This is a genomic window from Alteromonas sp. G5_S2_22_S1, from assembly GCF_054968525.1.
Genome location: NZ_JBQKUJ010000017.1, coordinates 73,099 through 97,095, shown reverse-complemented (window position 1 = coordinate 97,095; position 23,997 = coordinate 73,099). Strand labels below are relative to the sequence as shown.

20 protein-coding genes are annotated in these 23,997 nt (G+C 43.7%); 7 read left to right on the top strand and 13 right to left on the bottom strand.

Annotated features, from left to right (window positions below):
• From ACTRWF_RS16245 to ACTRWF_RS16235, 3 genes are all read right to left on the bottom strand, one after another.
• Positions 1 to 1,047, bottom strand: a 1,047-nt coding sequence (locus ACTRWF_RS16245) for a DUF4158 domain-containing protein (protein WP_462558637.1), incomplete at its 3' end; no start/stop codon positions are given.
• A gap of 113 nt (positions 1,048 to 1,160) precedes the next feature.
• Positions 1,161 to 1,754, bottom strand: coding sequence for a Tn3 family transposase (locus ACTRWF_RS16240; RefSeq protein ID WP_000107352.1), 594 nt, complete (start codon positions 1,752 to 1,754; stop codon positions 1,161 to 1,163).
• 267 nt (positions 1,755 to 2,021) lie between these two features.
• A complete protein-coding gene (locus ACTRWF_RS16235; protein ID WP_462835881.1) occupies positions 2,022 to 2,435 on the bottom strand; it encodes an SRPBCC family protein in 414 nt (137 codons plus the stop codon).
• Positions 2,436 to 2,611: 176 nt separating this feature from the next.
• Between ACTRWF_RS16235 and ACTRWF_RS16230 the strand changes: the two genes are divergently transcribed.
• From ACTRWF_RS16230 to ACTRWF_RS16220, 3 genes are read left to right on the top strand one after another with little or no spacing between them, the layout of a single operon-like run.
• Positions 2,612 to 3,439 (top strand): SAM-dependent methyltransferase, encoded by an 828-nt coding sequence (locus tag ACTRWF_RS16230; RefSeq protein ID WP_012519271.1) that lies wholly within the window; start codon positions 2,612 to 2,614, stop codon positions 3,437 to 3,439.
• A 16-nt stretch (positions 3,440 to 3,455) separates the two neighbouring features.
• Complete coding sequence (locus tag ACTRWF_RS16225; RefSeq protein WP_012519272.1) at positions 3,456 to 3,659, top strand: hypothetical protein; 204 nt, start codon at positions 3,456 to 3,458, stop codon at positions 3,657 to 3,659.
• A gap of 17 nt (positions 3,660 to 3,676) precedes the next feature.
• Positions 3,677 to 6,889, top strand: coding sequence for a response regulator (locus ACTRWF_RS16220; RefSeq protein ID WP_462835880.1), 3,213 nt, complete (start codon positions 3,677 to 3,679; stop codon positions 6,887 to 6,889).
• A gap of 62 nt (positions 6,890 to 6,951) precedes the next feature.
• On the opposite strand, the gene ACTRWF_RS16215 is transcribed toward ACTRWF_RS16220, so the two are convergent.
• From ACTRWF_RS16215 to ACTRWF_RS16205, 3 genes are all read right to left on the bottom strand, one after another.
• Positions 6,952 to 7,404 (bottom strand): DUF3010 family protein, encoded by a 453-nt coding sequence (locus ACTRWF_RS16215; protein WP_012519274.1) that lies wholly within the window; start codon positions 7,402 to 7,404, stop codon positions 6,952 to 6,954.
• 102 nt (positions 7,405 to 7,506) lie between these two features.
• The gene (locus ACTRWF_RS16210) at positions 7,507 to 10,161 is read right to left on the bottom strand and encodes an ATP-binding protein (RefSeq protein ID WP_462835879.1); all 2,655 of its coding nucleotides are present in this window, start codon (positions 10,159 to 10,161) and stop codon (positions 7,507 to 7,509) included.
• Positions 10,162 to 10,251: 90 nt separating this feature from the next.
• The gene (locus tag ACTRWF_RS16205; RefSeq protein ID WP_462835878.1) at positions 10,252 to 11,436 is read right to left on the bottom strand and encodes a PQQ-dependent sugar dehydrogenase; all 1,185 of its coding nucleotides are present in this window, start codon (positions 11,434 to 11,436) and stop codon (positions 10,252 to 10,254) included.
• A gap of 1,123 nt (positions 11,437 to 12,559) precedes the next feature.
• Between ACTRWF_RS16205 and ACTRWF_RS16200 the strand changes: the two genes are divergently transcribed.
• From ACTRWF_RS16200 to ACTRWF_RS16190, 3 genes are read left to right on the top strand one after another with little or no spacing between them, the layout of a single operon-like run.
• The gene (locus ACTRWF_RS16200) at positions 12,560 to 14,728 is read left to right on the top strand and encodes a TonB-dependent receptor domain-containing protein (RefSeq protein WP_462835877.1); all 2,169 of its coding nucleotides are present in this window, start codon (positions 12,560 to 12,562) and stop codon (positions 14,726 to 14,728) included.
• Positions 14,729 to 14,742: 14 nt separating this feature from the next.
• Positions 14,743 to 15,444: a response regulator transcription factor gene (locus ACTRWF_RS16195; protein WP_081365755.1), complete on the top strand. Its 702-nt coding sequence runs from the start codon at positions 14,743 to 14,745 to the stop codon at positions 15,442 to 15,444.
• Positions 15,444 to 16,679, top strand: coding sequence for a histidine kinase dimerization/phospho-acceptor domain-containing protein (locus ACTRWF_RS16190; RefSeq protein WP_462835876.1), 1,236 nt, complete (start codon positions 15,444 to 15,446; stop codon positions 16,677 to 16,679). Before ACTRWF_RS16195 ends, ACTRWF_RS16190 begins: the two co-directional genes overlap by 1 nt.
• Positions 16,680 to 17,009: 330 nt before the next feature.
• Here ACTRWF_RS16190 and ACTRWF_RS16185 read toward each other — a convergent pair whose 3' ends face one another.
• From ACTRWF_RS16185 to ACTRWF_RS16160, 6 genes are all read right to left on the bottom strand, one after another.
• Positions 17,010 to 17,330, bottom strand: coding sequence for a helix-turn-helix domain-containing protein (locus tag ACTRWF_RS16185; protein WP_462835875.1), 321 nt, complete (start codon positions 17,328 to 17,330; stop codon positions 17,010 to 17,012).
• Positions 17,331 to 17,783: 453 nt separating this feature from the next.
• The gene (locus tag ACTRWF_RS16180; RefSeq protein WP_462835874.1) at positions 17,784 to 18,716 is read right to left on the bottom strand and encodes a nucleoside recognition domain-containing protein; all 933 of its coding nucleotides are present in this window, start codon (positions 18,714 to 18,716) and stop codon (positions 17,784 to 17,786) included.
• A 45-nt stretch (positions 18,717 to 18,761) separates the two neighbouring features.
• Positions 18,762 to 19,235: an Atu1372/SO_1960 family protein gene (locus ACTRWF_RS16175; protein WP_462835873.1), complete on the bottom strand. Its 474-nt coding sequence runs from the start codon at positions 19,233 to 19,235 to the stop codon at positions 18,762 to 18,764.
• Positions 19,236 to 19,258: 23 nt separating this feature from the next.
• On the bottom strand, positions 19,259 to 20,089 hold the full coding sequence (locus ACTRWF_RS16170; protein ID WP_462835872.1) for a PhzF family phenazine biosynthesis isomerase: 831 nt from the start codon (positions 20,087 to 20,089) through the stop codon (positions 19,259 to 19,261).
• 36 nt (positions 20,090 to 20,125) lie between these two features.
• Positions 20,126 to 20,473, bottom strand: coding sequence for a Rid family hydrolase (locus ACTRWF_RS16165; RefSeq protein WP_462835871.1), 348 nt, complete (start codon positions 20,471 to 20,473; stop codon positions 20,126 to 20,128).
• Between the two features lie 200 nt (positions 20,474 to 20,673).
• Positions 20,674 to 21,591, bottom strand: a complete 918-nt coding sequence (locus tag ACTRWF_RS16160; RefSeq protein WP_462835870.1) for a LysR substrate-binding domain-containing protein — start codon at positions 21,589 to 21,591, stop codon at positions 20,674 to 20,676.
• 401 nt (positions 21,592 to 21,992) lie between these two features.
• Between ACTRWF_RS16160 and ACTRWF_RS16155 the strand changes: the two genes are divergently transcribed.
• Positions 21,993 to 22,424, top strand: a complete 432-nt coding sequence (locus tag ACTRWF_RS16155; RefSeq protein ID WP_462835869.1) for a cytochrome d ubiquinol oxidase subunit II — start codon at positions 21,993 to 21,995, stop codon at positions 22,422 to 22,424.
• A 203-nt stretch (positions 22,425 to 22,627) separates the two neighbouring features.
• On the opposite strand, the gene gdhA is transcribed toward ACTRWF_RS16155, so the two are convergent.
• On the bottom strand, positions 22,628 to 23,980 hold the full coding sequence (gene gdhA / locus ACTRWF_RS16150; RefSeq protein WP_117315641.1) for an NADP-specific glutamate dehydrogenase: 1,353 nt from the start codon (positions 23,978 to 23,980) through the stop codon (positions 22,628 to 22,630).
• Positions 23,981 to 23,997: the final 17 nt, after the last annotated feature.

Below are 23,997 nucleotides of genomic sequence, written 5' to 3'. Positions count from 1 at the left end.
TTGATTATCATCAATGTTCTCATCCACAAACAGATGCAGTAACTCTGCCGCTTTCGTGACATTGTCCGCGGCTGACTGCCAGGACAGGAACACTGCTTGTTGTGCAAAGGTGTTGGCAGCTTCTTGTTGCTTGCGGATATGGTAAATGAACCCATCAGTTAACCGTTCCAGTGCCAGTTGTATCCGCTCTGTCAGGTGACATAGCAACCATAGATGCTGCTGTGCGCGTTTGAATCGTTTGAGTTTACTACCGTAATAGTTGATGAGCTCACCGAAGTGTTGTCGATTTTTAAGAGACAGATTAAGCCCATCGATAACGCCATTGATTTGCGTGCGCCATGGCGCTAACTGATGATAAAGGGCAAGCTCTTTTTTAAGTTCAGGTACGGTCAGACTTTTTGCACCGCCTCTGAGCTGGTTCAGGCTTAGTCCGTCATCAATGGCTGTTATGCTGTCCAGAAAGACGTGAAGTTCAGGACTGGTGAGTTGATTAAGTTGGTGCGCCAGGTCTTTTCTGACCTGCTGCATCGCTCTGCTTATCAGTCTCTGGAGTACGGTGTACCTAGGGATAGCAATGCTGTGACTGGTTAGGAATTCAATAGCAGTATCAAAGAGGTAACGCGGCTCCAGCCAGGCATTGCCCACCTGAACAAGGTGGTCGAAAAGAGAATTGAAGTGCTGACTTTCGTCCCATTTGTGATAACCAGCAAGGTCTAATACTTTTGCGTAGAGTCGATCTTTTTGTTTTTGTGAGGGAGTGAATGGTCTGAGCCCCTTGCCGCCAAGCAGCTCTTTACTGATGAACATTAAATCCTTAGAAACCTGCGAGTAAGCGATATCTAGGATGACGGGCTTTGATTTGAAGTATCCCAAAATCGCGACAAAGTAACATCTATGAGCTCTGAGACGAATTGACCGAAAAACTGCCAATTCCGCATCGTTCAGAGAAAAGTACAGACGTTGTTCTTCGATTGAAAAAATGGGTGGGGAATAAAGATCTGCCTGTTCTGCTCTCGTGAGAATAGTAATTTCGTTTTTGATGGCCATATCAGGGCTGTTCCGTATTAAATGTACGATATTTACCTAATTTGCCACACTTATAAGTAGTAACCCACCTCCGCAGCCATTTATTGGTGTGGTCTACAGAGGATTAAGTCTTTTTAGAGGGGAAAATCCCTAGAACCCCATTGTGATACTTGGTAATCATTCCCCCCACGAAATTTATTGCCATTAACTGAAGTAATAGCACGTTTTAACTGATGGTATGCTTCACCTCTGTTCAAGGCTTGCTGGACGTAATGACGCAACGTTGAATTATCAACATACTCCAAAACATAAATAGATTTAATTAAACGGTCGTACTCATGCAATGCTGACAATCTTCGGCTCTTGCCGTTACTCAACTTTCTAATGATTGTGCTTTGAGTGGTGGTTTTACGACTCAATGAACAAACAATATGCTGAATATTGTCCCATTCTTCAGCAATTAGCTTATGATTAATATCTTTCTTTAATTGAATACGGCCTCCGTTCTCTTCAGTCACTTCAAATAGCTCAAAAAACACCTTTTTCATTTTCGCGTATCGAGGGGCGAATGTGTAACCAAAGAAATCTAATATAGCGAAGTTAACATTATTGGTACCATGCGTATCGGTCGATAAGGTATTAGGCTGTATATCTGAAGAGTTGTTATAGAGTAAGTCAAAAGCAAAGTGACCTTCATATTCGTTAGCGCCAATGACTTGCGTACTCACCGGAACATGACGTGGTCAACCAAAATTGACCAACCCAGTTAAGCTACTTTTTTCAATTTCTTCATGTCCGCCTCATATTGATTTGAAATTTCCATACTTTATCTAATTCATGTTTTTCTAAATTAGCTAAAATGCAACTCAGAAATGTCCAGAAGTGAGTTGTGTGGTGTCGAGTGGAGATTGTACGATTAAGCCCCTAAGTAATTAGTCCGTCAGTCTCCCTCGGTAATCAAATTAGTACATCTTAGCGATCAAATTGGTAAAAAATTAGACATGTAGATGAATGCCCACCTTAAAAAATAGACAGCGGGTTGGGCTGGGTGATTTTTCTGGTGTTAGACGCCAGCAACCCATGCGGCAGAATGGTTGCTCACTTACTCGTCTATTTTTAGCGGGAATTCTTAGCCAACTGTACGAGCTGTATGGTAATGGCTTGGACTTCACGACTTTATAGCCTAGTTTATAAGGCGGCTCGTAAGCAACGATTTCTTCGTGAAGGTTCGAGCCCCCTGAAATAATCTCACGTACCGCCCCCAGTCCATTGGTTTCATGTTTACCTTTAATCAGTAAATTTGACCGCTCAATAGCTTTGAACTGTGCATAGTTAGCATGATCACTCAAAATGGCAAAAACCTTTTCGATAGGTTTGTTTATGGTTCGTTCTACATGAATTGAAAACACGCGCTATTCCTTTTTTATACATTTTTATTAGCGATATTTTTCGATAATAGCCTAAACGCAATCAAACGTTTACTTAATAAAACTTATCCTTCATTAGCCAACCTGTGAATATAGCAATACCCTTAATTCTATTTTATAGTAGGAAAAACAACAGTGTCGAAAACGGTATAGGAAGTATGGGCACCACTAAAAAGGGATCGCTTATTGTGGTCGGCACAGGTATCAGTGTTGCAGGGCAAATGACCGTTGCCGCAAGAAGCCACATTGAGAATGCCGACATCGTCTTCATGGGTATCATGAATAAAATCGGCGAACATGTGGTAACCAAACTTAACTCTAATAGCGTCTCGCTAGACGACCTTTATGAAGAAGGAAAATCTCGCGCCCTCACCTATTCTCAAATGGCCGACCGAATTGTGCAATCAGTGGTAGAAGGTAACAAGGTTTGCGTTGCTTTTTATGGTCACCCAGGCGTATTTGTCACGCCTTCACATGAAGCTATTCGCCGAGTACAAGAGCTAGGTTTAGAGGCGCAAATGTTGCCTGGCGTTTCCGCCGAAGACTGCTTAATTGCCGATTTGGGCATAGACCCTTCTCGCTATGGCTGCCAGTCATACGAGGCCACCCAATTTCTGTTCCGCGACTACCGCATAGACCCGCACATGACGCAAATTATCTGGCAAATAGGGTTAGCAGGAGAAGCAACGTTAAGCGTGCTAGATGCCAATCACAGCCAATCAGGTCTGGCTATGCTGGCAGATATACTGGCCGAGCATTATCCAAGTGATCACGAGCTCATTATTTATGAAGCAGCGACGCTTCCTCTTTGCGAACCAAAGATAGAAAAAGTCATGCTTCGTGAGCTCGAATTCGCAAAACCCACCTTGGTGTCGACGCTCGTTGTTCCATCGAAGGGAATGCCAGCATACCGACAAGACCGCTTAGCGAAGCTAGGGCTAACAGAACAACAAGTTACTAACTATAGAAACCCAACCCTAAATTAAAAAAGGATAATAAGAAATGGCAAAATCTATACAAGATTTTTTGGTTGAATTAGACACCAACAGCAAGCTAATGGAAGCTTACAAAAGCGACCCTGTGGCAACCGCAAAGAAGTACGGATTACCTGCCGATGAAGTAAAGATTATTGCGGATAAAAACTGGGACGAGCTTTCTAAGCGCTTTGACGACACCAGTAAAACCATTCGCGTTATTAGCTACTAACTAATAGCAAAAGAAAAATGAAACGGATTGTCTTGTGCATTGTTAGTGTCATTACCTTATCAATGACACTACCTGCTCGCGCTTTCGAAGAGCCGCAAGACAAGGTTTCACCTCCCACACTTCAACTTGACGGACTTAAAGCACGCATTCAGGAAAACGACCCAAACGTTCAAACTACGTTCGCAGAATTAAATGCATTTTTTGCAGCTCACCCTAATGATGATGGGCATGCACGCTTTTTAAACATTAAGTCCTACTTTCATATTCTAAAGCAAGACTATGTTTCGGCCTACGAAGCATTACTTGAAGCGCGTAAATACGCGACGTCAGTAAAAAACTTGCTAGACATTGCAGAGTCGTATCGCCTAGAAGGGTTGATCCTAGATTTGTCTGGCGAGCATGCCAGTGCATTAGAAGCAATGCATCGGGCTTTAGATATCTACAACGAAGCCGGAAGTGACCGCGTTTTATTGGTTTATAGCGCCATGGGTAACGTCTACATGTCGCTTAAAGACTATGAACTTATGCTTACGTTCGGGCATCAGTATTTGTCTGCAGCCCAGCGTTTTAATAGCAAAGAAGGTGAAGGAACCGCATACTTTTTCCAAGGGTACGCGCAGCGGGCACTCGGTAAATACCAAGATGCTAAAGTTAGCCTGCTATTAGCGGAAAGCCTGCTTCGCGAAGCTGATTATCCTTTTATTGGCATTGTACATAGCGCCATGGCCGAGCTTCACATCGCGCAAGGTAATTTGAGTGAAGCCCTTAAAAAACTCAATCAAGCAGCAGAAGCTGACCGCCAGGTAGGATTCCGGTACAACGAAGGGTCGCACCTTCTTCACTTGGTAGACATTTACCAGCAACAAGGCGAAGTAGAACTTGCTATTACCGAACTTGAAGCCGGGCTTAAAAAAGACATTATTAAAAATGACAAAGCTTTGGTTATCGATGTTTTAAACAAACTTATTCCGCTTTACGAGGAAAAAGGCGATATAGCGGCCGCTCTAGAATACTCGAAACAGTATCAACAAGTATTTAAGCAAAGCTTTAACGAGCAGCAGTCAAGACTGATGGCGCTGCACCGCGTGCGTTTAGCCATTTCTGAAAAAGAAGAAACCATCAAGCTTTTAGAGAAAGACAACCAACTAAAAGAAGAGCAAAATCTTATTCAACAAAAAAAGAATACTCAGCAACTCTATTTTATTGGCTTTGTGATCCTTTCATTAGGGCTGGTAGTTGGTCTATTAGTTAGAGCTCGGCAGCAACGAAAAACTCTCGACACCCTCACCCAAGATTTGCGCAAAGCAACCAAAGCAAAGTCTGATTTCTTGGCCCGTATGAGCCATGAAATTCGCACGCCGTTAAACGCAATTATTGGTCTTACTAAGCTATCCCAGCGCGCCGCTGAAGACAAAGAACAACAAACTAATTTGATACAAATTGAGGGCGCGTCGCAGACACTGCTAAGTATAATTAACGACATTCTCGACTTCTCGAAGATTGAAGCGGGAAAACTGGATATCGAATCGACGCAGTTCAATTTAGACGCGCTGGTAAACCAAACCATTAGGCTGCACCTTGCCCGTGCACAAGAAAAGCATATTGAGCTTATACAACATATCTCACGAGATGTGCCGCTTAACTTAATCGGCGACCCACTGCGCATTCAGCAGGTGCTTAACAACCTATTAAGCAATGCCCTTAAATTCACCGAGGATGGGCTTATCTCAGTGAGCGTGCGATGCAAGCAAGTCTCAGAAGACATTCAGCTTGAGTTTGAAGTGAAGGATTCGGGCGTTGGATTAAGTAGCGCGCATCAAGCGTTACTGTTCCAACCATTTAATCAAGGCGATGAAACAATTTCTAGGCGTTACGGTGGTACAGGTTTAGGTTTAGCAATTTGCAAACAGTTAACGGCGTTAATGGGCGGTGAGATTTGGGTAGAGAGCCAGTTAGGAAAAGGGTCTATTTTCCACTTTACGGTGAAAGTACAGCAGGACGCATCTCAGCAGATCATATCCCCTTCTACACAGCTTTCCGCGCTGAAGGTACTTATAGCTGACGATATTGAAGCATCGCGAGATGCTATTTCAGAAGCCCTTTCTATGGCTAACATTCAAGCTGATATTGCCACTGGAGGCAAAGACGCGGTTGTTAAAATGCGCTCAGCATTAGCGACATCTACGCCCTATGACGTGCTTATTTTAGATTGGAGTATGCCTGATATTGATGGTCTTGAAGTAACGGCCATTATGAATCAAGAGTTTTCAATTAAGCAGCCAAAAGTAATTATGCTTTATGCGTTTGAATCGCCACGCATGCGAGAGCAAGCTAACCAACTAGGCATTCGCAACTTTATTAAGAAACCATTTAGCACCAGTGAGTTAGTAGATAAACTGCAAGAGCTATGTCTTAACGTAAAAACTAAAGCCTTGCCTAAAGACAAACCAACAGTGCCTAACTTAAAAGGCACTCGCATTCTTTTTGCAGAAGACAATGCACTTAACCAAAAAGTAACCCTTGGACTGTTAAGCGACACCCATGCCACTATTGAAGTGGCCAATAATGGTTTGGAAGCAATAAGCATACTGCGTAAAGACAGCGCATTCGACGTGGTGTTGATGGACATTCAAATGCCGGTAATGGATGGGTTAACTGCAGCCAAACACATCAGAGAAGAGCTGAAGTTAACTTTACCTATCATCGCCACAACCGCGCATGCCATGCAACAAGACATTGATAAAAGCTTAGCGGCTGGCATGGATGGTCATATCAATAAACCTGTCGACCCTAATCGCTTTTTTGATGTACTTGTTGAGGTATTGGATAAAAGGCAGTCTTCGGCTACCACAGGGGTGATCAGCGAAACGAGTGTAGCGTTCACAACATTGACCTTTATAGACAAACCCACAGCGTTGAAAACATTGCTAGGTGACGAAACCCTATACAGCGACTTACTAAACGATTTTGTGGCTTTAGAGGGTGAGCTTAGCGCGCTCAGACAAGCTATTGATAACCACAACTATCCTGCCATCGCAAGAATAGCGCATATATTCACAACGACGCTTCGATATATCGGCGCATTTTCGCTTGCAGAATTAGCAAGTTCGATAGAATTAGCCATAAAGCGCAACGAGCACGAAGCAGACGAAGAATTCAATGACAAGTTGGAAATACTACACAACGCCTTGGTTGAATTGAGTGCAAGGGTTGAGAGGATGAAGGGCTAAGCAGCGAAGCCTACAGGTTGGTATAAGCTTCACTGTTCACGAATGTGTCGAACGGCTACCTGTTACCCTTCACTAGCCTCTTGCGACGCATACTCATTTTTCATAAGCCATGCGTAAGCCGTGGTAAAGGCTGTCTCTTGGAACTGCTTTAAACCAGTTTCAGAGAACGGAACTGCTAGCGGGTTTCTGCGAAGCGACTCTTTAATATCTGTAGGACTAAATACAATAACCTCTAACCCATCAATCAATTCGATAGCTGCCTCTAGTTTGAAGCCGATTGCACTTCCTGCAAATTTACCTTTGCTTTGACGCTGACGAATGATCACAGCATCAATTTTATAATCTTCGACAAGCTTAGCGAAGGTGCTTTGAAAGCTTTTTAGCCCCTTGGCACTGGTATCGGCCAGTGTTAATCGGCGCGTACGGCAGTCGGGCAAATGAAACAAACCGTCAGCTAGCGACACCAAACTAATAATTGCTTCGTTACCTTTTAAATCTATACCACAGACTTTCATATTTATTCCTAATTACGTTTGCCTGCTATTATAGCGTGTTTCACTGTTGATATTCACTTACGAATACTTTTCTTTGTTTGCCCCCCGTTGCGCGGGGCAACACTAGCTTAGTACCGATTTAATGGTCTCTTTAGATAAGGGCTTCACAAAATGCTCATCGAACCCGGCAGATTTAGAGTCTTCTACGTATTTTTCTGACCCCCACCCGCTTTGAGAGTAAAACTTAACGCTGTCTGCTTCTGGTAGGGCTTTAAGCATTTTAACTAGCTCATAACCATCAATATCTGGCATGCCGATATCAAGGAATACACAGTTTGGCTTAAAGGCTTTAAATTTCTCTACCGCTTCTGTCGGAGAGGTAATTCCCAAAGCAGTAACCCCCATCGACTCAGCTAACAAGCAATAAGCATCGATAAGATCGGCGTTGTCATCCACAAACATCACTTTACTTTTGTTTGGTACAACAGATTCCATTTCTTTGTTGTCAGACTGCTCAAAAGCTGTTTTGGAGATAGGTAGCCTAACTTCAAAAGTACTTCCTTGACCGACGCCTTCGCTCATTACAGATACTTCGCCATGATGTAATGCCACCAGCTTACACACCAATGTTAGCCCAATACCAAGCCCGCCTTTGGTATGTGTAGAATGCGCTTCAATTTGAGTGAACATGTTGAACACATCTTTTAGCCTATCTTCAGGGATGCCCATGCCGTTATCTTTAACAGAAACAACAATCATTACTCCGTCTTTTCTGATATCTACAACAATCTTCCCCGACTCTTTTGTATACTTAGTCGCGTTATGAATAATGTTAGAGAAAATCTGGCTTAAGCGCGCTTTATCTCCGTAAACGGTCACATCTTCATCAAGACAATTTACGGTTATATCGTGCTTCTTGGCTTTCACTTGCTGCTCAACAATTTCAAGGGAATCAGAAAGGACGTCTTGAATGCTCAATCTTTCAAATTCAAGCTTAACCTTGCCGCGGGTAATACGAGATACATCCATTAAGTCGTTGATGAGTTTAGACATGTATTCCGCTTGTCGATTAATAATTGCCGTTACTCTTTTACGCGTTTTATCATCATCGACCGTTTCTAAAATGCTTGCCCCCGACATGATTGGGCCCAATGGGTTTCGTAATTCATGAGCCAAGGTAGCAAGGAATTCATTTCTGTAATTATCTTGTTTTTCAAGTTCTTGGATGCTTATATGCATACGCTCTTGCACATCAAGAGCATATACCAAAAACATTCTATTTAGCCGATTGGCGGTATCAACATCTGCTTTATCAAACGGTGTTGAACGCCCCTCAATTTTTCGAGTATGGATAGTAAAAGACGAACGAGGTTTAAGGCGCTCAGATTTTGGTGCTTCTTCTGACTTTTCATCTTCAGCGCCAATCCACTTTTGAACGCGGTGGGTTTCTTTTCTAAACCAAGCGGTAAAGTACTGCTTTTTTTCAAACAGTGGAATGATCATAATACCCGCGATACCATGCTCTCGTGCTTCCGGGTAATCATCATAAAGTGAATCGTTTGTGTAAGGAAAACCGCCTTCACTACTGGCCTTAGAAAAGATGTCTTTAATAAGGTCTATCGGTAAGGTAGAGCCAAGCGTAATGGTTTCGTACTGTGAATAGTAAACAAACCCTGAACTATTGAGCGCATCTAAAAAAGCCCGTTCGCCGCTTTTAACCACGCGACTAATAGGGTTAGCTGGGCCAATTTTGTCTAGCATGGCATCAACAGCTTCATCGGTGACAAACTTCTTCTGTTTCGCAACTTCCTCTTCTTTAGCCAACAAATGCCAGCTAAACAATTGACTTAAATTCTCGCACTGTAGCCTTACATCTTGAGGAATATAGCAGGCCTCACGATGATGACAGGAAATGAGCCCGTATAACTTACCATCGGTGACTAACGAAATGGAAAATGAAGCCCGCAAACCTTGGTTTCTAATATATTGCAGGTGAATAGGCGAGAACGTGCGCAGAAGCGAACGAGTCAAATCTAACCGCTCTCGTCCCGACTCCTCCACAGAAGGCACTAGCCTAGCTGGGGGCAACTCAGTATCAGGAGTTAGCCTTACCCAGTTTGTTTTGTACAACTCCCTGGCTTGCTTAGGTATATCTGAGGCGGGGAAATACAAATCTTGGTAAGACTCCATATCTTCAGCTTTGGCTTCTGCTATAACCTTTCCCGAATAGTCTTCATTAAATTTATAAAGTACGACTCTATCCATATTGGTGAGATACCTAATGGTTGACACCATCTCTTGCGCCATCTCACCTAACGACGTCATTTCTTTGAAGCGTGGCGCTATAGACATCGCATAAAGCTTTATAAATTGTTCTGCACTGTAGGTTTCTCTAAATTCTGTAGCAGGCTCTAGCTCAACCACATAATGATGACCCGAGTCATAAACAACGGCTAAATAATCTATTGCCGTACCTTCATTTAAAAGTGATGCTTCCAAATGAAGTTTAATGGGCAGCCTTATTTTGCTCTTCGACACCCTATCGAATGTCTCTTCAAGAAAAGCGCGCTCGTTTGTATTAGAAGAAAGAATATCTAAAAAGTTTTTCCCAATAATCCCCTCAGCAAATATTGTTTCGCAGTTCTCACTGACGATTGAAATATTCAGATCGTCATAGCTAAACGCGATAAGAAAACCGTAACTTTGTACACTTTCAGGAATGTGTATAGGTTCGTCTTCACAACGTTCAAAGTTAAAGTTTTGAGGAGATTGAATCATAGAGTTCCTAAAGTTTGTATCTGTCCGTCATACGCGAGCATGAATCGAAAACTATCCTATCGACAAGTTAATTAATAATGCACTCGCGTTTTACTCGCTTAATTTAATTAAACGCCCGCCTTCCTTATCTTCAAGCACATAGATATTGCCCATGCTGTCTTGCTCGACTTCACGCACTCGCTTACCCCACTCATAGCGCTCGGCTTCTTCCACTTTCCATTTACCTTTATCGTCCTTATTAAAGGCAACACGAACCAGTGCCTTTGAAGACAAACCACCGATGAAACCGTTACCTTTCCAGCTGTTAAACTTATCGCCTTTATAGATGATAAAACCGGCAGGGCTAATAGCAGGTACCCACGCTAATTCAGGTGATTTAAAAATAGGGATATCTTCGTGATTTGGGATTTTTACGCCTGAATAATGGTCTCCCTGCGACACGGAGGGATAACCGTAGTTGCGACCTTTTTCGATAAGGTTAAGTTCGTCGCCATGGCGCGGCCCCATTTCGTGAACCCATAAATTACCTTGCTCATCAAAGTCGATGCCCAAAGGGTTGCGGTGACCTAATGTCCAAATTTGTTCGGTTACACTGCCTTGGCCATAAAACGGATTATCTTCTGGCACACTTCCATCTTCGTTCAAGCGCACAACTTTACCCAAATTCATTGCCATGTTTTGGGCTGGCGTAAATTTCTGGCGCTCGCCAGAGGTAATAAACAAATAGCCGTCAGGCGAAAACGCCATGCGATGTGAATAGTGACCGTTCCCGGTCATTTTTGGCGACTGGCGCCAGATAAGCGTTCTATCAGATAATGTCGCGCCACTATCGGTAACACTAAGCGTAGCGCGCTCTATTACTGCGCCGCTAAACGCATCGTCTTTTTCATCCCGTTCAATATACGAAATATAAATGGTGTTGTTCGACGCAAAGTCTGGGTGAATAATAACGTCACCTAAACCGCCCTGCCCGCGTGCAGTAACACTTGGCACATTGCTTACAGCAAAACGCTTTTGCTGATTTTTATCAAGCAACCAAAGTGTACCGGCTTTTTCCGTTACCAAACTGTGCCCATCAGGCAAAAAAGCCATCGCCCACGGATTGTCGAAGGTCGACTGCACACTCCCCATCACAGACGAACCATTACTGCCTGTCATTTTAATTTGTTCAGTTGAGTTTGACTGGGCAAAGGTGAAAAGTGAGGTAGCAAAAAGCGTAACCAATAATGCGGCTTTTCGGCTCATGCTGGTTTTGTGCGTATTTAATGTTTGCATCTACGTTCTAACCTTTTAGAGAATTTGCGTACTACTGGTTACACGTTGAGGCTTTAATGTCACGTCAACGGGCGGCGCAAAGGGTTTCAGTTAGCATTGGTTACGTAGATTTAATAAGTAAGGTTTATATTGGCGCCTTGGTTTTGCTATTCCTTTTTTTGATTAGTGTGTACTTCCCTAAACTTTCTTTAATGACGTCATACTTTACTTAAGCCCCGCCTATGTTATGTTCGAATTAGTTTTAGCAACGAAGATAAGGAGGTGATCATATGTCTAGAGTTAAGGTATTTGAACAGGCAGCTATGAGTGAGGGTCGTTCTAGCTAACCCCTTTTACGCAATTGCTCTATAAGGCTGCCTAGTCAGCCCAACTCGGAAAGCCGCATCACGTTGCTGAATGCGGCTTTTTTTTATACGCTTAGCGAGTTTGACTATACAAGACTTATTCATTTGTTTAATAATTTTCTACACGTTTAAACCTGTAAGACAAGCCCTCCCCCCTTCTTTCAGAGCTAAGCTAATGGCCTCTTGTTCACTCTGGTGGCGACGTACTAAATCGCGAATATAATCACTGGCGTTTGCAAATTTGCCAGCTTTTACATCCCCATCAATCCACATCCGCATTTTGTTTGGAAACGATACGATAAGTGTCGCAATATTCTATTATCGGAAAATTATCGTTGTTAAAGCACGGCAAAGAGTGCCAATGCAGCAGCAGTAGTTAACCTGACGTTTTTTTCTTAGCATGCCTGTCATAATTAGTTTTTCTTCATGTCTTGGCGACATTTCGGCGACATCTGCTTTGTTAATCTTCATGTGTTTCAACAAACTCAGTCAACTTATTAAGGTAATCACATGAGAAAACAAAACAAATTGATATCCTGGCTAAGTCAAAGAGGGGCAACAATATGAATAAGCAAGTAAAGTCCCGCTCCATATTGGGTTTATGCGCTGTTTTATTCGTTTTTCCGTTCACTTCCCATGCCGACGAATCCCCCGGTGCACTGACAATAGTAGTTAAGGATCAAGTCACTGAGCGACCCATTTCCAGCGCTTAAATCACACTTAAAGAGCGTGAAACTGCCTCTACCCAAACACTTGAGACTAACGAACAGGGGCGAATAATGGTCGATGAGCTCAACCCCGGGCTCTATTCAGTGAATGTCAGTAAGGCAGGGTTTGCCTCGTTATTTGAACCCAGCGTTCGCGTTATTACACGAAAGAACATTAGGCTTGATTACGAGCTAAGAGCTGAATCGATAGAAGTCGTTGAAGTAAGAGCGCAACAGTCAGATTTATCGTCGTCTGCCTCTAATGTTTACATTGATAGAGAAACACTGCGCAGCGCGGTTGGCGGCGGAGCCGACCCTCTCTTGTCGCTAGATGGCTTGCCAGGACTCGCGTCTGCGAGCGAGTTTGCTAGCTTCAGTGTGCGCGGAAGAGGCCCAAGAGACAACCTGATATTCGTAGATGATTTCCCGTTTGATAAGGCCATCCACTTCGACGCCACCCTAGGTGAAGAAGAAGACGTTGGCGGCGGCGGTAGATTCTCCATTTTTGCGCCCAATGTTATTAGCGGCGCTGAATTTTCCCCCGGTGGCTGGGGCCCTGCGTATGGCGGCCGTGCAGCATCGCTGCTTAAGTTAGATGTGGCAGATGGCAACCCAAGCCCTTCCGCTAGTTTTCGCTACGACCTTGCAGGTTTTGAGGTAGGTTACGATGGCCCAACTGGCATTACGGAAGATTCAACATTGCTTGTTTCTGCAAGACGTTTGGACTTTGGAGAGCTCTTTGAAACCATTGACGAGCTTGACATTGGTAACCCTGTATTACGCGACGCCATAGTAAAGTCTGTGATACCGGTAAATCAAAACCATACGCTTGAAGTGCTACTAATAGACACTTATGAAGACTACGAAAGAAATGTGAGCCATGTTTTTGCATCGCCCAATTTTGAAGATGTAGCGCTACTTAATTTCAAACAAGACAGCGACCTGTATGGTTTAACACTACGATCACTTATTGGTGATAATGCGGTTTGGACTAATAGAATCTATTATCGAAAAAGTGACAAGGTGAGTTCAGAAGGTGAAGCCTTCCCTGATCAGGCGCCAGAAGGCGCACCTGCATCAGATTTTCCTGTACGCGAAAACATCATAACAATAGGTGAAAATGAAACGGAAATTGGATGGCGCACCGACTTTGAAACAATAAACCAGTGGGGATTATTCAGTGCAGGCGCGCGGTTAACTCAAATTGAGCTAGATTACGACACTGTGCTAGACGGTGATTGGATTAGATACGTATATGACGACGATGATTTTAGAGCCAATCCTGAGCAGCGCTACATTGTGCTAACGCCTGAAAACATCAATGCTTCTATACGTCGAAAAGAAACAAACTATGCGGGCTATGTCGACCAGAAATTTGAGTTCAGTGATTGGGATTTCAGCGCAGGATTACGTGCCGAGCGCGATGGGTTTGCCGACCAAAGTGTTGTATCACCTAGGTTTAGCGTCAACTGGCAGCCTACTACCTCAACACGATATTTTGCAACAGCTGGTCAATTCTATCAGTCTCCGCGATATTTAGAGCTGGCAGCCAATGAATCGAACAAACTGAAAAACGAAAAAATAACGTATACGAGCGTAGGCTTAAAACACACTATAACTAAAGATTGGTCGGTGTTGGCGGAAGCGTACTATCAAAATTTAGAAGATTTAGTGGTAGACCTTGATAGAGCAAATGGTACCTTTGCCAATATTGGCGACGGTTCGTCTTACGGGGTCGATATTGTATTAAACGGTACAATCCAAGAAGGGCTTTATGCCACCGCGACCTACTCGTATAACGACGCTGTAATTGACCGAAAAGACGGGCGTGGCGACGTAGCCGCTGAATTTAGTCGTGAGCACGTAGCCACAATAGGCCTAACGTGGGAAATAAACGACCGCTGGAAAGTAGCAGGGCGCTATAAGTACCTGTCTGGTACGCCTGATGACCTATTTATCATCCATTCTGATGTGCTGGGGCCGGGCGAACCTTTGCGCTATTCGAAAGAGATTACGCAGCGCAATGTGGGCCGTAAAAGTGGCACCGGTTTGTTAAATGTACGTGTGGACTATCGCCGCGCTGTTGGCCCTGTAGATATCACTGCCTTTCTTGATGTCATTAACGTAACGGCAGCATCATCGGGTGATGAAAGCGAGTTTGACTACCGCCGTGGCGTTGAAGTAATAGACAGCAGCGAAGCCGAGCCGTTAATTGGATTGCGCTTAGACTACGCTTGGTAATAAAGGAACAATGCATGTTACAACCGCCGGGGGCATTGCCCATTAGAGTATTAGTTGTTGAAGATAATCGCGATATCTGTGACAACATTGCTGCTTATCTTGAAAAACATAACTTCATACTCGACTTTGCCTATGATGGCATAAGCGCAATGCACCTGGCTGTTACTCATGCTTTTGACGTAATAGTGCTAGACCTTACGCTTCCTGGGATGGACGGTCTGCACTTTTGCCAAAAGCTGCGAACTGAAGCCAAGCTTCAAGTGCCGTTACTTATGCTTACCGCCAGAGATACGCTTGACGATAAAATTAAAGGCTTCGAAGTTGGTGCAGACGACTACTTGGTTAAACCCTTTGCCTTACAGGAGCTTCACGTGCGACTTCATGCACTGTTCAAGCGTAGCAATGGCAAAGCAGAGAACGTACTAACTGTGGGAGATCTCACGCTTAACAAATCCACCCTACAAGTGCACCGTAGTGGACAACGAATTGATATCACACCTACCTGTATGAAGCTGCTACAGCGATTAATGGAAGTCTCCCCTTCTGTAGTAACTCGCGATACACTTGAAACACTACTTTGGGCAGATGAACAGCCTGACGGTGATGCGCTGCGATCGCACATGTACAAGCTACGGCAGGCTGTTGATAGGTCGTTTGAGCAACCGCTAATCCACACGGTTCATCGCATTGGATATCGAATTGCTGAGGATATGTAGTGGTATATAAGCACAGTTTACGCAAACGTGTAGCCATAGCCTTCGCCGTGTGTGTTGCTGTACTCAGCATTGTATGGGGCTTCGCTTTTTTTAGTGGAATTAGACTAAGCGAAGACCGCGTATTGTCGCAGCAACTTGAAGTAGCCGCTGAAAACTACCCTGCCCTTACATCGAACCTGCAAAGCTATACTCAAATTGATGACTTGCCAGCCTCGCTTAGAGAATGGGCTCGTACCAATCCAGAAAAAGGCTTGTATGAGTTTGACGCCGAAGAATTACACGTTGCAGTAATAATCCCTTCCGGTTCCACACAAAACGCCTATGTTGTTTTTGACGTAGCCGGCATTGAAGCCAATTCATCTGAAGATTGGTGGCTGCTACTTGCTATAACTGGCGTGGTAGGCACATTAGGCCTGTTTGGTTTTATTTTAGGGTTATTTATTATGCGCAAAGCGGTGGCGCCGGTGGTAGAGCTTGCTAACGTTGTTGCAAAAATTGACCCCAAACATTTAACTGCCGACGATCATAAACGCATTAGGTCGAGCCGATTCGTAGATGACGAAGTAGGCCTGTTAGCGATGACAATTGAAAAGACCCTTGAAAGAGTTAGCGACTTTGTTGAACGCGAACGCAATTTCACCAATGCCGCCAGCCACGAATTACGCACCCCAGTGACGGTAATTTCGGGTGCGCTCGAAATACTTGAACAAAGTGACTTAGATAATGGTGACAAAAAGGCGCTAGATAGAATGCGGCGTGCCACGCTAGACATGAAAAACATGATTGAAATGTTTTTGTGTTTAGCCCGCGAGACCGACGACGGCTTGTATAACGAACAGTTTAGCGTTGCGCCATTAGTGTGTAAAGCCATCGACCAGCAGCGCTACCTTTTGCGAGGAAAGTCGGTTGATATTGAACTAGACGAAGCGGCAAACCCCAGCATTTTCGGGCATCCACAAGCTTTTTCTATCGCCGTTACAAACCTTGTACGTAACGCGTTCGAACACACCTTAGATAACCAAGGCCCTGTCAGCGTAGTAATTAAAGACAACGAACTCATTGTAAGCAATCACACAAATAAGCATGTTGACCAGCAGGTAACATTACCTGCCGAATCCCATATAACAAATAACGGCCTTGGTTTAGGCATTGTGCAGCGTTTGTGTGAGAAAAATAACTGGACGTTTTCACTAAGCACATCTGAAAATCTAGTCATTGCTAGGTTAGGTTGGTGAGCTAGAAAAAACAGCGAATGCTTTTTACCAGAACAGTATTAATAAGGTAATTCACTTCGCCAGATGACGGCTAATGTTCCCGCCCTGTTATTGGCTCTCTTATTCTTTTCATCGCTGAAACCCTTTAATGAGGTCGAGTTTAAAGGTATTGAAATCCAGTTCGGGAAAGCTATAAATGCGATACGATAATGGCATTTCGATCGGGGGACAGCTCGATACCTTTTTTTATGAAGCCTGGAGCATATTCGAATGACCCAAGTCCCTTTTCAGTGTCAAAACTCACAGCACCAACAACATCGTCTTGGTATGTTATTGTAATAACTTCCATTACTATTCTGATGTTTCCTCATTTTTGTTACTGCGCTGGCCAGAGGCTCTCTGCCTTTTCTTTCCTTGCAGTTTGGCCTGCTGTAAGGGAGAAATTTCTTGTTTAGGGAGAAATAGATCAATATGCTCCGTGAGGTCTAATGCCATTAATATAGCAATCATAATGTTGAGCTGAACTTTGCCCTTTTCTGCATTTAAAACCGTTTTGCGAGCAATGCCAGCAAGCTCCGCAACTTCAGATTGTGTTAAGTCTCGATTAAGTCGAGCTTGCTTCAATCTGTCGCCGATCTCTTCTGCTAATGCTGTAGCTGTTACGCTATTCACTATAAGATCCCACCTTGGTTACACTATGCGAGATATTTCCACTTAATGTACTTAATTTAGGACTTTACGAGGGTTTTAGAAAATGTTGTTAATAATAGATAAAAGCGATAATCGGGGGCGAACATAGACATATGCTACATAATGGGCCAACAAGCTGTTATCCCACTCAATTACATCGAAATCGTTATAGCTAAAACCCACTGATGGTACAACTCAAAAGTTGAAAGCCTAACCCCTAAGGTCTACTCCTTGTCTTTTTTGAGCCAGTGGATCTGTGGGGCTGGAAAGTACGTAGAGCAGCCGTTCGGAAGAAACTGGTTCAGTGATAGTTGTGATCGAGTTGCCATCAGTAAATTACTTATATTTGAGTCGCTGCAATTGACGTGCTAGCGGATGGTTAATCCTGTGAAAGTCTTTTTTCATAGGTGCTTTTCTTAATGAGTAGCATCGCCCTTAAAAGTAGAACCCATGCAGTATTGTTCGCATCAATATGCCAACAAGTATGCCGGGTAAGGCATATTTGAAGACTGCTATGATACGAGTACACATACCTAGAAAAATACCAATGCCGGGTAAATCAAAAGTATGGATGAGAAAGCCAACAGACTTATTGATATCTCCAGCAGTAATATTGCTACTGTGCACCAGATCACTTGCTACGACTAAATATGCGGTGCCTCCGCCCAAATATTTAGCGATAGAGGGCACAACATAGATCTGAGAGACATTTATCACATGAAGTATCGGCGTGACCAGACGCTCAAATCCCGCTACTGCGCCTATCTGTGTCAAGATACCCACGATTGTGATTGATAAAGTCAACATTGGAACGGCGTTGACCGACAAGCGAATAGCCTCAGCACCTGCGTCATTAATAATGTTAATAATTCCTTTTTTTGACGGAGAAGACGTTAACTCGTCCTGAGTTTCTCCACATGCAATGGACGACAATTTTTTTCCAGAAAAATACCACGTAAACGATGCTGCACTCAGCCCTCCGGCTATAGAAAACACGATAGCAACTGGCCAGTTAAGCCCCAGAGGTATCATCGGGTAGAGAATATTGCCCTGTCCCATGGCAAGAAGCATTGCTAAGGTGGCAGCCAAGTGCCGATCAGAGACCCCTCTACTGAGCATTATTGCGAGTGTCGCGAGCGGCGCTGCAAAGCTAATTAAATTCATCTGGACCATCGCAAAGGTGCTCATGCCCGTTAACCCAAAAGGTTTTAAAACAGGTGTCAGCATTTTTACAATAATAGCCATTACGCCCATTGCCTCCAGTACTTTCATCAGGCAAAGCATTACCACCATTACAGGCAAAAGTGTGTACAGCGCTATATCTACTGAAGATTTGCCAGAGGCAATGACAATTTCGATGAGGGACATCTTGAAGTCCTATTCGCTAATCGGCTTTGAAGAAGTTTGGGGAATTTATAAGCGACTGGCTTTTAGAGCAAAAACGGCATCAATCTGAAGGATCATGCCGAAAGCAAGTAAACTTACCCCCATTACTGATCGCGAGTGATAACCTCTTTCACCCAAGATATTGACCAGTAATTCAGAACACCCATTAAGAACTGAGGCATGGTCTTTAAAGTCTTCTGTGGCATGCACCATACCCACGATTTTCACTACTGAATCAATGCACGACAAGTCACCCACAACTTCTTTAACAACAGCAAGAAGTTGCAATGCAGTATTACTTGCTGCACGGTAACCGTCATTTATTTCAAGCCCATCTCCTAATTTGCCGGTGAGAAAATGCCCCTTGCTATCTCTTGGGCCTTGCCCTGATAAATGCAGCATGTTTCCAACCTGAGTCGCTGGGAGGTAGAGTCCAGCGGGCTTTGGTGCAGGTGGTAACTCAATATTCAACGACCTGAGCCTTTGTTCGGGAGGTACCATAATTGAACCCTTAGTTAATGCGTTTAATAAATTGTCCTTGTAGAGCCTGATACTCTGATGCCGGAACCTTTTTCAGAGGAAATTTCCGCATTTAAGCGAGAGGACATACCCATGTCATCGCCTTGGTGAACGGTTATTGCCCCGCGGTGTTCCCAGTTTATATCCCTAAGATATCCCCCCAATGCAGCGGTAGCGGCCCCCGTCGCAGGATCTTCAAAAACGCCTCCGATTGGAAACGGATTCCGCGAATGAAATACCGTGTGACTCTCTGGATAAATCAGGCTAAAAGTCACCAAACCTGCGCGTTTAGACAAGTCTGCCCCTTGCTTCTGGTCGTAATTCATCTGTGTTAACTTGCCTCTACTATTAAGAGTAAGAATGAGATGCGCTCCCCCTGCAAAAGCTAAAGCTGGCGGTATTCGCGTATCCAAATCTTCTTTATTGAGACCAAATAAAGCGAGGGTTTCCTGTAATAGGCTTGCCTCTAATGTTTGATTGTGGGTTGGGGGGGAAACAAATGATGCTCCCCAGTTGTGCTCTGAAATGAAACCTTCCACACGAATTTCTGCATGATTAAGCGTAAGATCAAACTCTCCAGCTCCAATGGTTTTTGCAAGGACAGCGCCAAGAGCAATCGTGGCGTGACCGCAGAAGTCAACTTCTACTTCTGGTGAAAAATAACGTACTCTCCACCCCTTGTTTAGTGGAGAAGCAAATGCAGTTTCCGAGTAGCCAATCTGGGCGGCAAGGTTTTGCATAATATCTGGATTTGGCATTGTCTCGCACAATACAACACCGGCCGGATTTCCACCCGATGAACCGTTTGAAAATGCCGATATACGCTCAATATTCATGATACGTTCCTTCTATACTGGATGTCTGAAGAGTGATTAGCCGACAATTGAGTCAAAGGAGGCAACTAAATCGATTTCAATCAACGCTCCCTGAATTGCAAGTTGTGAAATGACTGTCGACCGAGTAGGACGATGATCACCAAATGCCTGAGCATAGGCTGAATCAAACGACTGAAAATCATTTTTCTCAGTCAGCCAAACTCCAGCTTTGACGACATTTTCTGGACGCAGATTATATTTAGCTAGCTCTTCAAAATGCTTAGCAAGGATTAGCGAGGTCTGCTTTTCAATGCCTCCAGTTATGTTATCGTCAGTATCGAATGCGAGTCGACCAGATAGAAACAATAATGAGCCAGCTTTGATAGATGTTGATAAATGCGCCACTTGAAATCTCCCACGTGATAACTTGCTCCTTGATTAATTCGACATGAAGGAGATAACACTTCACATTCACTCTAAGAGCAATATCAGAATTGATGAAGCAAATGCTTCAAAGTATGAGGTAGTTTCTCAGGCTGCAAAAAAATGCACAATATACTTAAAATGCATTTTTAACCTGCAAATTATGCTGCAATTGGTTTTTATTAATTTGACCAAGGTGAAGGTTGAAAAAGCGACGATATCCAATTAACAAATACTTCGGTGCGTGCTGATACATAGTGGCGAGATGGGCGCACTAGGTAAATCCCCCCATCACCATCAAATGTCCATTCGGGAAGAATTCTTAATAGCTTTCCCTGTTCAATATCTTGGGCTACAAGCCATTCTCCCGCGCCCAATATACCTACACCTGCCCTTGCTGCCTCTAGCATGGCAATACTATCATTTGTGAGCAGCGTTCCGTTGGTTCTGATTGCCTCTGCATTATCTCCGTCGGATAAACGCCAAATTGGGTAGGACTGTAAGCTAGGGTTGCCTATACAATTGTGTACAAGCAAGTCGGTTGGTGTATGCGGCTGGCCGAATTGTTTAAGGTAACGTGGAGAGGCGGCTAAAATTCGCTTATGCCTCGTTAGTTTTCGGGCTAAAAGTCGACTATCCGATAAATGGCCAATTCTTATGGCGGCGTCAAACCCACCTTCAATAAGATCGACATAATTATCGCTGTAGTTGATATCCAACTCCAGCTTCGGATACATACTCATAAAACTGGATATTTGTTGCGCTAACCATAAACGGCCCATTGTGGCCGGAAATGCGAGTTTTATTCTTCCGCTTAGCTCTGCGGCCTCTTTTACTACCTCATCCTGAGCTTCAATTATAAGATCAGTTGCCACTCTATACTTTTCAGCAAGGAGTTTAGCAGCATCAGTCAGTTGGACTTGACGTGTTGTGCGTTCAACTAAACGCACACCTAAGCGCTGTTCCAACGAAGCGATCCGCTTGGAAATTATCGTAGAATGTCTGCCAAGATATTTCCCCGCTGCTACAAATGAGCCATTAGACGCCACGGCAATCAATGCCGCTAGCTCATCAAAATGTTGGCCGTCAATTGGTGTCATAGTAAATTCAGATTTAACATGAATGATAAGTACTTATCATATCTGAATTTTGATACTTCTCTTAAGGCATTTTTGCGGGCTTTTGTCGTTACGGCTTCTGAGAAAGGGATACTCAACTCAATGATAGGTTTGTTCGACGCGCTTTATTGAACATATTTATTAGCGATCTCAAACAGACATATTGCTAATGTCGATACAGTTCTATTAACAGCATTAGACTTGCTTTTTCAATAATGATGTCGGGCGCCTTATTTGCTATACGAAGACCTAGCTTTAAGCGTCTGCTTCGATTTAAATCGAAGCTACATTATCTGGTATACACTGTATGCTGTTGGCAAAAATTAGGACGTCTGATACTCACATCTTGAAGGTCCGCTTTGTCTTAAGCTGACTTCTATTCTATGAAAGGTGATATTGGCTGGGGGCATTATTGCCGTAAGTTTTTTAAATTTAACGCTGCACGCAGAAGTGCGGCACTCTGGTTAGAAAGCCCCTTAGGCTTTTTGTTGATGGCTATACCTGTAACGTGTTTTGGTTTACTGGCTTTATGTGGTGTCGTGCTACAAAAGCTGCCGGAGGCGGACGGGAAAGGTGAATGGCTGCCTTTTGCGTTAGCTCTGCTTGTATTTCTGCTATGTTTTGCTGCGTTCGGGATAAGTTACTATCCCTATGTTGTACCGGGTAAGCTCACCATCATGGATGCGCTGGCAGACGCGAATTCTCTTCGTTTTTTGTTGGTAGGTACCGTTGTTGTCGTCCCTTGTATTCTTGCTTACACTGTTATGGTATACCGAATATTTGCCGGTAAATCGGAAAAACTATCTTATTATTAAGAACAGTAAACAGCCTGAACTTTTCAGGCTGTAGATTTGCCTCATCTGTATTTAATAGTAATTAAAGTGATGTTTATAAAAGTCAGCTGCAGTCCCGTCACCGTGACTAGATGATGATGAGGTTCTGATATTTATTTGTTTCTTGCATTCAGACTAGATTTGACATGAATTTCGAGGCGATCTGAATTCACTTTATGCGTTTTTTAAACTACACCTTGCTCAATCATTGCGTCTGCAACCCGACGAAAGGCAGCAATATTAGCTCCTAATACAAGGTTACCGGGCGCACCGAATTCTCTTGCAGTCTCACTGGCTCGTAGATAAATATCCTTCGTTATTTGTAGTAATTGACAATCGACTTGTTCGAAAGTCCATTTTTGCATACTGGCGTTTTGCGCCATTTCTAACTGACTTGTCGCTACTCCCCCGGCGTTAGCGGCCTTACCCGGACCATAAGAAATACCGGCTTTAAGAAAGTACTCTACCGCACCTTGTGAAGCAGCCATATTTGCACCTTCACTAACCAATTTGCATCCATTAGAAACCAGTGCTTCGGCATCACGAGTCGTTAACTCATTTTGGGTGGCACATGGAAACGCTAAGTCTGCCTTGTATCGCCAAATAGTATGTCCTCCTGAAGGATATTCACTGATCGGAATGAACTGTGCCCTGGGGTGAGAATTTAAGTAACGTAAAAGCGAAGTACGTTCTTTTTCTTTGAGTTCCTTAATAAGAGACAGATCCAACCCTTGCGCATGATATAGCGTACCGGTTGAGTCACTACAGGCAATAGGAGTAGCACCAAGTTGATAAAGCTTCTCCATTGCATAAATAGCGACATTTCCAGCACCGGACACGAGGCAACGTTGTCCCTGTAAGTTTTCGCCTCGTGCATTAAGCATGTGATCTGCGAAATATACTGTTCCATATCCTGTTGCCTCCTTTCGCGCGTACGAACCACCCCAAAGCAAACCTTTTCCGGTAAGCACGCCCTCATATTTCCCGGTCAGTCTTTTGTATTGACCGAACATGTAGCCTATTTCTCTGGCGCCTACACCAATATCACCGGCAGGCACATCAGTATTGGGTCCAATATGACGATAGAGTTCGTTCATGAATGACTGACAAAAACGCATTATTTCGGCATCGCTTCGTCCTTTTGGATCGAAATTTGCGCCTCCTTTGCCCCCCCCAATTGGCAGGCCAGTTAACGCATTTTTAAATATTTGTTCAAATCCTAAGAATTTTATAATACTGGCATTGACCGAAGGATGAAAACGAAGTCCTCCTTTGTACGGACCAAGTGCCGAATTAAATTCAATGCGGTATCCCTTATTAATCTGTATATTTCCGCTGTCATCTTGCCAGGGCACCCGAAACATAATTTGTCTTTCGGGTTCAACTAATCGCTGTATAATTGAATGCTTCGCATAATAGTTGTTTTTTTCCAGAACAGGTTCCAGAGTTCGCAGGACTTCCTCAACAGCCTGATAAAATTCAGTTTGTGCCGGACTGCTTTGTTTTAGCTGAGAAATAGTAGTACTTAAATAATTCATAAATCAACCTGTTAATG

What these genes read in the sequence shown, in the direction of transcription:
- ACTRWF_RS16230 (WP_012519271.1), top strand. Translation starts at nt 2,612, where the DNA reads ATGGGCACCACTAAAAAGGGATCGCTTATTGTGGTCGGCACAGGTATC.
- ACTRWF_RS16225 (WP_012519272.1), top strand. Translation starts at nt 3,456, where the DNA reads ATGGCAAAATCTATACAAGATTTTTTGGTTGAATTAGACACCAACAGC.
- ACTRWF_RS16220 (WP_462835880.1), top strand. Translation starts at nt 3,677, where the DNA reads ATGAAACGGATTGTCTTGTGCATTGTTAGTGTCATTACCTTATCAATG.
- ACTRWF_RS16215 (WP_012519274.1), bottom strand. Translation starts at nt 7,404, where the DNA reads ATGAAAGTCTGTGGTATAGATTTAAAAGGTAACGAAGCAATTATTAGT.
- ACTRWF_RS16210 (WP_462835879.1), bottom strand. Translation starts at nt 10,161, where the DNA reads ATGATTCAATCTCCTCAAAACTTTAACTTTGAACGTTGTGAAGACGAA.
- ACTRWF_RS16205 (WP_462835878.1), bottom strand. Translation starts at nt 11,436, where the DNA reads ATGCAAACATTAAATACGCACAAAACCAGCATGAGCCGAAAAGCCGCA.
- ACTRWF_RS16200 (WP_462835877.1), top strand. Translation starts at nt 12,560, where the DNA reads ATGGTCGATGAGCTCAACCCCGGGCTCTATTCAGTGAATGTCAGTAAG.
- ACTRWF_RS16195 (WP_081365755.1), top strand. Translation starts at nt 14,743, where the DNA reads ATGTTACAACCGCCGGGGGCATTGCCCATTAGAGTATTAGTTGTTGAA.
- ACTRWF_RS16180 (WP_462835874.1), bottom strand. Translation starts at nt 18,716, where the DNA reads ATGTCCCTCATCGAAATTGTCATTGCCTCTGGCAAATCTTCAGTAGAT.
- ACTRWF_RS16175 (WP_462835873.1), bottom strand. Translation starts at nt 19,235, where the DNA reads ATGGTACCTCCCGAACAAAGGCTCAGGTCGTTGAATATTGAGTTACCA.
- ACTRWF_RS16170 (WP_462835872.1), bottom strand. Translation starts at nt 20,089, where the DNA reads ATGAATATTGAGCGTATATCGGCATTTTCAAACGGTTCATCGGGTGGA.
- ACTRWF_RS16160 (WP_462835870.1), bottom strand. Translation starts at nt 21,591, where the DNA reads ATGACACCAATTGACGGCCAACATTTTGATGAGCTAGCGGCATTGATT.
- ACTRWF_RS16155 (WP_462835869.1), top strand. Translation starts at nt 21,993, where the DNA reads ATGAAAGGTGATATTGGCTGGGGGCATTATTGCCGTAAGTTTTTTAAA.
- gdhA (WP_117315641.1), bottom strand. Translation starts at nt 23,980, where the DNA reads ATGAATTATTTAAGTACTACTATTTCTCAGCTAAAACAAAGCAGTCCG.